We start from the raw sequence: 4,557 nt of genomic DNA, 5'->3' as shown, positions 1-4,557 counted from the left end.
TGACCCAGCGCATCGTAAACATAGGTCGTGACCGGACTGACCGCGGTATACAACGCGGCCGTGGTCAGATCGTCGCCCGGGTTCAATTGCAGGATCGATTGCCAGTTGCTCACCAACGCCAGGCGCGCCGGTGCGGTCACGCTGATCACCCGACCGGCGCCGTCGTAGGCCGTGGTCGTGGTCATGCCGTTGACGGTGAGGCTCGTGACGTGATTTTCGCCGTCATAGGTGAGCGTGGTGACGCTGCTGCCGGCGGCGATACCGGTCGTGCCGTTGACGTCACTGTAGATGCCGCTGTCGGTCTCGCTGGTCTTGCGGCCGATCGCGTCGTAGCCGTAGCTGCTGGTGCGATCGGTCGCACTGGCGGCCGGTGCCGCCGGTGGCGTGGTGGTGGTCAGACCGCTGGCGGCGATCGCCGTGGCGTACTGGGTGGTGCTGAGCACATCGCCCAGCCCGTCATAGGTCGTGGTCGTGACGTAGCCTTGCGGGCTGGTGTAGGCACCGGTCGGTGTCACCGTCATCACGACACGATTGAGCGCATCGTAGTAGGTATACGTGGTCGCCCAGATCGCTGGCGTGGCATTGGCATCGCCGGTGGCATTGGCGCCCTGGACCAGGGTCGAGGTGCTGGTGACGTTGCCATAGCTATCGTAGGTATAAGTGGTCGTGGGCGACCCACTCATCGCGGTGGCCGTCTTGGGTCCCATCGCCAGGTCATACCCGACCGCCGACTGCACCACCTGCGTCTTCTGGTTGAGCGCGTTGTAGGTGGTAGTGATGGTGCGATCGCTGCCCGAGGTCACCAGACCTTGCTGTACCTGCGCCAGGGTCAGCGGTTGCCCCACACTCCAGCCGGTGATCGCCGCGGTGTTGAGCGCCGTGGCGTACCGCGTTGTCGCCGTGACGTTACCGTAGGCGTCGTCGCTGGTATTCGTGATGTAACCATCGGCATCGATGGCATACGCCAGCTCACCATCGGCGTTGTACACGTTGTACTGATAATGACCATCCGCATCCTTGTCCACTACCGCCTGACCCAACGCGTTGTAGGTCACCACCGTGGTGACGGTGCCGCCGGGATAGGTGGTCGTGGTCTGGTGGTTGACGGCGTCGTAGGCGTAGGTGGTCGTGCTCAGCGTGGTGATCGCGCTGGCGCTGGGCCCGGAGCCCTGACTGATCGAGGTGACGTTGCCCACGCCGTCGTAGGTCGTGGTGGTGTAGAGGTATTGGTTGACGGCCGTCTGCAGCACGCCGCTCGCGTTGGTGCTACCCACCGTGACCGATGGCGACTGCACCACCGTCTTGCGTCCGGCCAGGTCGTACGTGGTGACGGTGACGGCACCGTCGCGATTGGCGGCCGTGAGCTGCAGACCGGTGGCATCGTAGGTGTAGGTGGCGTTGACGCCCAGCGCATCGCCGGTGGTCAGTACCCGGCCGGCATCGTCGTAGGTCGTGGTACGGGTGCGTGCGCCGGTGGTGCCGGCGGTCGTGACGGCCGCCCCGACCGTCGCGACGGTCAGCGTGCCCGGTACGGTGATCGCATTGACGTAGGTCAGCTGCGCCGTGACGCGGCCATCCTTGTCGACTTGCGTCTCGGTGACGTGGTTGGTGGTGTCGATGCTGTAGCGCAGACGCCCGGCGTTGTCGTACACGCTCTGGGTGATCTGCTTCGGTGCACTGGCCAGCGACTGGGTCACGCTGCTGGTCGTCAACTGTGCCGTGAGCGCAGACGTGGTCGACAGGGGCAGCGTGCTGCCATAAGCAATACTGGCGATGACGCGTCCGGCGGCGTCATAGCGCTGCTCGCTGACCTGTCCGACCAGTTGCCCGTTGACGGTGTTCTGCTGCACCACAAAACGGGTGTGTCCATCGGCATCATAAAGGTGCAGCGTCGCCTCGGCGTTGGCGTCGGTATTGCCGGCACCGCTGACCAGACTGGCCAGCGACGACAACGCGGTCGACGACGAGGCCTGCAGCACCGTCGCCTCACTTGGCGTCACGCTCACGGCGTGCGCATAGCTCAGCGTCTCGCTGACGCGTCCGGCGGCGTCATAGCGGGTTTCGGTGACGTTGCCCATGGGGTCGACGGTGTAACGCACCTGCCCTTCGGCGTTGTAGGCGGTGTAAGACGCCGTGTCGCTGGCGCTGACCACCACATCCGCCGCCACCGCGGCCACGCTCGGCGTGGCACCCAGGGCAGTGAGCTGCGCGGTGGTCAACGCGGTGGCATAGGCACGTACCGCCGTGACTCGGCCGTCGGCATCGAACGTCGTCTGGGTAACGGCCCCGGCCGCATTGATGGTGTAAACCGGCTCATTGGCGGCGTCATACACGTTACGCGTGACGTGGCCGTTGGCATCGGTGACGCGGGTCAGGTTGCTGTTGGCGTCGTAGGCATAACTCGTCGTCAAATGCAGACCATTCGGATCGACGATCTGCTGGCTCAGGCGTTCGAGGTTGTCGTAGACGTATTGCGTGGTGCGCGCCGCGCTGGTGCCGGCACCCACCGTGACGGTCAGCGTCTTGCCGGCCCCGTCATAGGTCGAGGTGGTGGTGAGGTTGAGCTTGCCGCTGCCCGCATCCTGCACCTGGGTCAGCGTGTCGCCGTCCGCGTCATAGGTATACGTGCTCACCACACCGGTCGGATCGGTCACGCTCAGCGCACGACCTTCGCCGTCATAACGGTACGTGGTGGTGAGGGCCAGTCCCGTCGGATCGACCGTCTGGCTCAGCACCCGGCCGTTGGCGTCATAGCTGTAGGTAACGATATGACCCGTCGCATCGGTGGTCTGCGTCAGCTCACCGTCGAGGTCATATTGATTCGTGCGGGTATTGCCCAGCGCGTCCTTGGTGGTGAGCAACCGCCCGTCGGCATCGTAGGTATACGTGGTGATATCACCGGCACCGTCGGTGACACTGACCGTATCGCCGAAGGCGTCCGTCGCCGTCGTCATCGTCACGCCGTCGGGCGTGGTCACGATCGTCGTGTGCGCGGCCAGGTTGTACTGATAGGTGATGACGTTGCCCAGCGCATCGGTTTGCGTGACCGTGCGGCCGAAGGCGTCATACGTGGTCTGCGTGGTACGCGCCACGCCGCTGACCGTCTGGCTGGTGCTGACCTGACGACCCAGGTTGTCATAAGCGTAGCTGACGACGTTGCCGTTGCCGTCGGTGCGGCTGGTCACCCGGCCGTAGGCGTCGTACGTTTGAGTGGTACTGCGGGCCACAGCGGTGCCCACCGCATCGGTCTCGCTGGTCTGCTCACCACGGACATCGTAGGCGAAGCTGCTGATCGTGCTGTTGGCCGCACTGAGCGCACTGCCCGGCTGGCTGAGCTGCTGCTGCGCCTGGAGGCGATCGCCGAAGGCATCGTAGGTGGAGGTGGTCTGATAACCCAGGCCATCCGTCACGCTGGCGACCTGACCATCCAAGGTATAGGTGTAGCGGGTCAGGCCATTAGCGTCACTCGCAGACACCGGTAACGCGGCCACCGCCGTGGCTACCTGGGCCAGCGTGGCGGTCACTGGATTGAGCGTGGTGCCGCTGCTGGTGCCGCTGGTGAGGGTCAACTGACTGGCATACGTGCGCGTGGTCGTGACCTGACCCCACGCGTTGTACTGGTAGGCGGTGACGTTACCCAGCGCATTGCGCGTGCTGCCGCTGAGCTGGCCCTGCACGGTATAGGCGACCCGGCCATCGGCGTCGTAATAGGTATAGGTGAGATTGCCCAGGGCATCGGTCGCGGTGATGCGCTGGCCCAGCCCGTTATAGGTATAGGTGATCGTCGCCTGGTTGCCATCGACGCGGGTCAGCGTGTCGCCGAAGGCATCGTAGGTCGCGCTCGTGCTACGTGCGGCACCCTGCCCGGCCGTCGGCGTGACGGTCGTGCTCAGCAGCTGACCCACGGTGGTGTAGCTGTAGGTCGTCACCGTGCCGTCGACGGCCGTCGCGCTCGCGAGCTGGCCGTCCGCGTTGTCGCTCGTGCTGCTTTGCTGGTGAGCGGTGTTGCTGCCCAGCAAACCCACCAGCGTCGCCACACTCTCGCTGCCGGTCAGCGCCGTCAACTGGGTGGACGTCAACGCCGCGACATAGCGCGTCGTGGTCGTGGTGTGCGTCGTCTCGTCATACGCCATCGTGGTGAGGTAACCGTCCGCATCCACCTGCGCAACGAGGCGCCCTTCACCGTCATCGTACGTGCGCGTAGTTTGGTCGTTGGCGCTCGTGGTCAGATCGGCCTGCAGGGCGGTCACGCTCGGGGTGCTGCCCAGCGCGGTGAGCTGTGCCGCGGTCAGTGCCGTGGCATAGGCCGTCGTCTTGATCGGCCGACCGGCGCTGTCGACCGTGGTGACCGTGACGAAGCCGGCGGCATCGATGCTCGCCACGGCGTGGCCGTCGGCATCGTAAAGCGTGTGGGTGGTGCGATCGTTGGTGCTGCTGGTCAGGTCCGCCTGCAGGGCGGCCCATGTCGGTGTACTGCCCAGCGCGGTGAGCTGCGCCGACGTCAGCGCGGTCGCATACGCGGTGTTACTGATGGCGTTGCCTTCGCCGTCGACTGTC

Annotated in this window: 1 pseudogene; it reads right to left on the bottom strand. The window is 65.3% G+C overall.

The window, feature by feature from the left end:
• Window positions 1–4,557: pseudogene (locus tag HDE80_RS21925) on the bottom strand (RHS repeat protein); the annotation flags it as partial.

The sequence above is a fragment of the Rhodanobacter sp. A1T4 genome (assembly GCF_014207185.1).
Classification (GTDB): Bacteria; Pseudomonadota; Gammaproteobacteria; order Xanthomonadales; family Rhodanobacteraceae; genus Rhodanobacter.
The sequence above is the reverse complement of the archived record's forward strand: the minus strand, read 5'-3'. Positions and strand labels throughout refer to the sequence as shown.